Origin of the sequence: Bradyrhizobium sp., from assembly GCF_049581145.1 — a bacterium.
Taxonomy (GTDB): domain Bacteria; phylum Pseudomonadota; class Alphaproteobacteria; order Rhizobiales; family Xanthobacteraceae; genus Bradyrhizobium.
The window spans coordinates 1-6,430 of record NZ_JBAURI010000866.1 but is presented as its reverse complement, the minus strand read 5'-3'; the positions used below and the strand labels follow the sequence as shown (position 1 = coordinate 6,430).

The following is a 6,430-nucleotide window of genomic DNA, read 5'->3' as shown; positions in this document are numbered from 1 at the left end:
GGGAATACGCGAAGCCTCGTCCCGGTCATTGCCCAGCGAGCCCTGGGCCGCGTTTCGCGAAATTGCAAATGTTGGCGGCACCACAAGAATTTGCCCGACGTCGCGCGATCAACGGTCGGTCACATCGAATCGGTCTCATTCAAACGACCTCACCATGGGTGCCGTGCCGCCGTCACCCTCGATTGCCACAGCTGCTGTCATCCCCGGGCCGACAGCCAGGGTTTCTACCGTCCAAGTGCGCGCTCCGACGTTGACGTAGCTGGGCGCTGGTCCAAAACCAACCTCTATTTGACGGGGATCGATCAGGAATCCTTGGCCCAATGCCTTGAGCAACGCTTCCTTTCGAGTCCACAGACCAAGGAAGCTGGAATGGATTTCTCTGGCCGGTCGTCGTTCCAGTAGTTCGGCTTCCCGAGCCGTGGTGACGCGAAGTGCCACCCCTGAGAGGTCACTGATTGCTCGCCAGGTCTCGATATCGACGCCCACAGGCCGGTCAGCGACCGCGATCAGGCAGTGGCGGCCGGAATGGGACAGATTGAATTCCAGGCTTGCGGCGGGTCGGGCAAGAAAGGGCTTGCCGGCCGCGGTCGTATCAAATTCGAGGCCTGCAGGATCGGCCCCCAATTCGAGGGCAAGGATGCGTCGAACAGCATGATGTGCCGTTAACCACCGTCGGCGCTGATGTAGCAGGCGAAGGCGACCGGCACGCGTGCGCTCACTCGTAGAAACAAGACTTAGATCCCCGCTGGCGCAATCCAGATCGACCGCCCAGACCTGCAATTGTGACCTCGGCAACTGGTTGCCTCGCTGGTACGGCCGCTCGAAAGTGGACGCTGCGGCGAAGCGTTTGTCGTTCAAATCGCGATCAGAAGAGGGTGCTTGCGCACCAATTCAGGATCGACGTAACCGCGATCATCGATCCACTCGTGAGGACAGTAGCACAAAGACACCGTATCAACCCGGTAGCCGTCCCGGAGAATGGCTTGGCGCGTGCCCATCTGGCCAGTCCATACGTTCTCGCCAGACGTCATATCGAAGCGCATGGCATCGAAAATTGCAGTGTCGTGGGTCATGACAAGCGCCGTTCGGGCGTCTCCAAGCTTGGACCAAAACACAATGTAAAATGTAATAGGAGAGAATTAAACGGTCTACTCACCCCAACTGCAAGTGGGTACTTTGACAGTTTACCCAATGGCAAGCTGCCTTTCCACCGCCACCCGGCGTAAAACCGGTGCTCGGTCGCGCCATCGTTACCGTTGAAACCCCGCGAGCGGCCCGAAACGTGATCCAACGCCGGACCTTGTTTTCATTGATGTTTCCGCCGACAATGAGCCCCTTGCGCCCGTGGCGATACCGCGATGGTTCCTGAGCTACGAGGACGGCGAGGCCGTGTCGATCAAGTGCGCCACGCTCTTGGGAAAGAACGGGTCATCGCTGTCGACGAACATCGTCAGCCCTCATGTTCAAGTCCCTCCACGGTTCGCAGGATCGGGAGGCACCAATCTATGGGCAGGTAGCAGTCGCGTGACGCAGGTCAACCGGCATGGTCTGCGCTGCCGCTGTCGCGCTGTTCACGCGCTTGCCGGCTGCCTTCCGGTTGTTTGCATTTGTCGGGAACGCGGCGTTACACAGTCCAGCGTGCCGGTCTGTGAGGACGAGATATGGCGGTGCAAATGGTCCCCGCTCTGCGTGCTGTAGCGTGTTTCCTGTCCGTGATGCTGCAATCGGCGGGCATGCCTGCTTTTGCGCAGGATGTGGCGCCGGCTCAGACCGATATCGCGAGGCCGAGCGACCAGGAACTCACGATCCCAGGGGATCGAACCAGGGTTGGTGCGCAGGAGCCCGCTGACACCGCTGGGGATAACGACACCCGCGAGGCGCTGTGCCTGATGGTCGAATCGGCGGCGAAGGCGAATGATCTGCCGCTGGAATTTCTCGCGCGGGTGATCTGGCAGGAGAGCCGCTTTCAGTCCGATGCCGTCGGTCCCGTAACGCGCAACGGTCAGCGCGCCGAAGGCATCGCGCAATTCATGCCGGGGACTGCGAGCGAGTTGCGGTTGCTCGATCCCTTCGATCCGGTGCAGGCGCTGCCAAAATCGGCGGAATTCCTGAATGTGCTGCGCAACCGGTTCGGCAATCTGGGGCTCGCCGCCGCCGCATATAATGCCGGACCGCGCCGCGTGCAGGAATGGCTCGCCGGAACCGGCTTTATGCCGCAGGAGACGCGCAACTACGTCGTCGCCATCACTGGCGTCAGCATCGACGACTGGGTCGCGGTCGGCACGAACGACAAGATGTCCGACCGCGCAGCGAAGACCAGTTGCCGCGAGTTGATCGCGTTGCTCAAGCGCTCGCCAAATCCTTTTGTCGCTCAGCTTGAACATCGCGTGGCGCTTGCCGCTGCCAAGCTCTGGGGCGTTCAGGTCGCCGCCGGCTTCAATCGCGATAACGCGCTCGCGATGTATGCGCGCGCGATCAAGGGCTTCAGTGCCGTCATCGGCAGTCAGGATGATCCCTTGCTGTTCCGCAGCCACGGCACCAGTACGTTCTATCAAGTCCGGATCGGCGCCGACACGCGTCGCAGGGCCGACGATCTTTGCAGCCGCATCCGGAGTGCGGGCGGCGCCTGTCTTGTGAAGCGCAATGAGCATGAGGGGCTAACCGGGCATCTGCACAACAACCGACCTGCAGGCCGGCTCGCCGGAGCGCGACGCAGCTGAACAGTAATTTTGATTGCTTCCGATTGCGGCTGACGCTTGCGGGCAGATGAAGCTGCTGGCGGAAAAGATGCTCATTCGGCCGGAGCACATGTGGAGCGCCGCGGCAGCCGCAAGCGTTGCGGAGGGCGGATCCGTGCGGAAAATGTCGGCGGCGATATCGAGCAGATGCTCAACCCGTGCGGGAGCCGAAGCGCGGCAACTATCGCGGGTTCCTCAGCTCGGCCGGTCGGCCGTGACGCGCCAGATTACATCCCCAACATCGTCCGCCACCAGAACGGAGCCGTCAGGTCCGAGCGTGACCCCGACCGGCCGCCCGTAGGAAAACCGCTCGTCCGGCGCGAGGAAGCCGGTCAGAATATCCCGCGGCGGCCCGGCGGGCCGCCCGTTTGCGAACGGCACGAACACGACCTTGTAGCCGCTCAGCGTGCTGCGGTTCCAGGAGCCATGCTGCCCGATGGCCATGCCGTCCGGAAAGCCCGGCAGCGTGCCGGCCGGCAGCCAGCATAGACCGAGCGATGCGGTGTGGCCGCCGAGCGCGTAGTCCGGCGTGATGGCCTTTGCGACGGCGGCAGGATCCTGCGGCACGCGATCGTCCACCGTCTGCCCCCAGTAGCAATAGGGCCAGCCATAGAAGCCGCCGTCGCGGACCGAGGTCAGATAGTCGGGAGGTGTTTCGTCGCCGAGGCCGTCGCGCTCGTTGACCACGGTCCAGAGCACGCCGGTGGTTGGCTCCCATGCCAGGCCGACCGGGTTGCGCAAGCCGCCGGCAAAGATGCGGCTCGTGCCACCATCCAGATCGAGCTCGTAGACGGCGGCGCGACCGTCCTCAACCTCCAGGCCGCTCTCGGCGATATTGCTGAGCGAGCCGACCCCGGCATAGAGTTTTCGGCCATCGGGACTGGGCAGCAGGCTCCGCGTCCAGTGGCCGCCGGGCTTGAACGTGGTGAGCCTACGCCCCGATGCCGTGATGCGGTCCGCGCCCGCCGCATACGGGAAGGCCATGACGCCGTCGGTGTTGCCGACATAGAACGTGTCGCCCACGAGCGCCATGCCGAACGGCTGGTTCAGTCCCTCCATGAAGGTCCCGCGCGCCTCGGCGATGCCGTCACCGTCGCGGTCGCGCAGCAGCGTGATGCGGTTCGCGCTGACGCCGAGGGCATCGGCGCGTCGCATCGTCGCCTGCATCGCGTAGCCGAACACATTCCTGGCTGGTCCCTCGACCTGGGTCGCCTCGGCAACGAGGACGTCGCCGTTGGGCAACACATGTATCCAGCGCGGATGTTCCAGGCCGGTCGCAAACGCATTGACCTTGAGCCCCGGTGCCGCCACGGGCGTCTGCCCGTTCGTCCATCCTCTCGCCGTCGGCATCTTGAGCGTTGGGATCGCACCTTGCGGCTTCGCCGCCGGTACCACCGGCGCGCTGCCCCAGGCCGGTTCATGCGCCGCGCCTTGCGACCGGCGCCACAGCAGTGCGGCAGCGCCAATCAGCGCGACGATTCGCGCAAAAACTCCGGACAAGCTCATTGAAATTCCCCTGTTGAGTGCGCCAACATTATCCGAGGCCGAAGCGCATTAACACAATATCGTCGACGCGCGAACTCGCCGGCATCAGCGACGTGTCCCATCGCGGCGACGAGGAGAGGGATTCAGTCGGGCCTGATCGTCGCAACACAGCATCTGTGTCGGGTCGCACCGTTGCTGCGTGGCACGGCCGAAAGGGGCAGCTACGGCAACATCGTCTTATGCGAGACGTTTTTGGCCACCGTATAGCAATAAAGCCCCTCGGTCCCTCCCTCGCGTCCGTACCCGCTGTCCTTGACGCCGCCGAACGGCGTTTCGGCCACCGATGCGACGAAGTGGTTGATCGAGAGATTGCCAGCCTCGACATCGTCGGCCAGACGGGCGGCGTTGTGCGCCGAACGCGTAAAAGCATAGGCGGCGAGGCCATAAGGCAGCGAATTGGCCTTTTCGATCGCCTCGTCCAGATCGCGCACGGGATTGACCAGCGCCAGCGGGCCGAACGGCTCCTCGTTCATGGCGCGCGCATCGTCCGGCACATCGGCAAGCACGGTCAGCGGAAAGAAATAGCCGCGATTGCCGATCCGGCTGCCGCCGGCAAGAACACGGGCACCTTTCGATTTGGCATCCGCGACGAGCGCTTCCATCGCATCGATCCGCCGCGGATTCGCCAGCGGCCCCATCTGGGTCGTCGGATCGAGGCCATCGCCGACCTTGAGCTGCGCGGCCTTCTCGGCAAATGAGTCGACAAAACGCTGATAAATCGCTTCCTGAACGAAGAACCGCGTCGGCGAAACGCAGACCTGGCCGGCGTTACGCGACTTGCCGGTGACGGACGTCGCGGCCGTGGCGCACGGATCGACATCGTCACAGACGATGACCGGCGCGTGGCCGCCAAGCTCCATGATCGCGGGCTTCATGTGGCGGCCGGCCATCTCCGCCAGCGATTTGCCGACCGGAATCGAGCCGGTGAAGGTGATGAGCCGGATGGATGATTGCGGAATCAGGTGGCTGGAAATCTCGGCCGGATTGCCGAACACCAGGTTGAGAACCCCTGTCGGCAGCCCGGCGTCGTGGAAGGCCCGCACCAACTGGACGGCTCCGGCCGGCGTTTCCTCCGAAGCCTTCAAAATGATGGAACAGCCGGAAGACAAGGCGCCTGCGACCTTTCGCGCCGGCGAGCTCATCGGAAAATTCCACGGCGAGAACGCCGCCACCGGACCGATCGGCTGACGCAAAACCGTGTGGCGCATGCCCGGCTCGCTGGGGATGACGCGTCCATAGAGCCGCAGCCCTTCGGTTGCGTCCCATTCGATGATGTCGCAGCCGCGCAAGATCTCCAGCCGGGCCTGGTCGATCGGCTTGCCCTGTTCGAGGGTCATCGCGACGGCCATGGCATCGACGCGCTCGCGGATCAGGTTGGCGGCTTTCAGGATGATCTGTGACCGCTTGGCGGGCGACGTCTTGCGCCAGGTTGCAAATCCCCGTTCGGCGGCCGCGAGCGCATCGTCGAGATCGGTGGCGGTCGCCGTGGGGACCGTGCCGAGGACGCTTTCATCGGCGGGATTGATCACGGGCTGGCCGCTTGCGCGTTTCCAGCGGCCGTCGATATAGAGTTCGATGTCGGGATAATTTGCCATGATTTGGATCCCCCGAGATTGACGCGCGGGCGCGCGACGGTTGTGCGAGCCACTCGATCGGCTCGATCCACGTCCTGATGTGGTAGAAGCACCTTGCGTTATAGTGTATTGAATATAATGCGATCAGCCCCTGCGAAGTCAATGCATGCCGGCGAATGTGTGGTCCGCGCCACGCGACGGTTCAGCGAACTGTCGCAGAACGCTATGATCTTATCCTCCGATGCGCAAATGTCGGCCGATCATGTGTGGCCACGAACCTTGTGCCCTTATTCCCGCGACCTTACGCTCGGATGATCGCCGCCACCGCCACGGTGTTACGAGTATCTCCAGCGCCAACGAGACTTCTGATCCGCACGACCAAACTAGACGATCGATTCCTTGAAACCCGTCATTTTCAAGCCCTGGGGCATGATCCAGGACAGTGCTTCCGATTTTCAGAAATTGTTCTTGACGCCCACCCCAAATCACCTGCATATTGCCGCCATCCTGTCCCACAGAGGGGCGTTCCGGATCGTCCAGAGACGCGGGGCAGGATGCGGTGGACGCGGCAGT

At 63.1% G+C, this 6,430-nt stretch carries 5 protein-coding genes; 1 reads left to right on the top strand and 4 read right to left on the bottom strand.

Features of this window, described 5'->3' with window-relative positions; translation table 11 throughout:
• Positions 1-135: 135 nt before the first annotated feature.
• A complete protein-coding gene (locus WCB02_RS28330; RefSeq protein WP_423963057.1) occupies positions 136-858 on the bottom strand; it encodes a 4'-phosphopantetheinyl transferase family protein in 723 nt (240 codons plus the stop codon).
• Complete coding sequence (locus WCB02_RS28325) at positions 855-1,073, bottom strand: hypothetical protein (RefSeq protein ID WP_423963056.1); 219 nt, start codon at positions 1,071-1,073, stop codon at positions 855-857. Before WCB02_RS28325 ends, WCB02_RS28330 begins: the two co-directional genes overlap by 4 nt.
• A gap of 600 nt (positions 1,074-1,673) precedes the next feature.
• On the opposite strand from WCB02_RS28325, the gene WCB02_RS28320 reads away from it, so the two are divergent.
• On the top strand, positions 1,674-2,720 hold the full coding sequence (locus tag WCB02_RS28320) for a transglycosylase SLT domain-containing protein (protein ID WP_423963055.1): 1,047 nt from the start codon (positions 1,674-1,676) through the stop codon (positions 2,718-2,720).
• 213 nt (positions 2,721-2,933) lie between these two features.
• Here the strand turns inward: WCB02_RS28320 and WCB02_RS28315 are convergent, their stop codons facing one another.
• A complete protein-coding gene (locus WCB02_RS28315; protein WP_423963054.1) occupies positions 2,934-4,244 on the bottom strand; it encodes a PQQ-dependent sugar dehydrogenase in 1,311 nt (436 codons plus the stop codon).
• 200 nt (positions 4,245-4,444) lie between these two features.
• Positions 4,445-5,878 (bottom strand): NAD-dependent succinate-semialdehyde dehydrogenase, encoded by a 1,434-nt coding sequence (locus WCB02_RS28310; RefSeq protein ID WP_423963053.1) that lies wholly within the window; start codon positions 5,876-5,878, stop codon positions 4,445-4,447.
• Positions 5,879-6,430 lie beyond the last annotated feature (552 nt).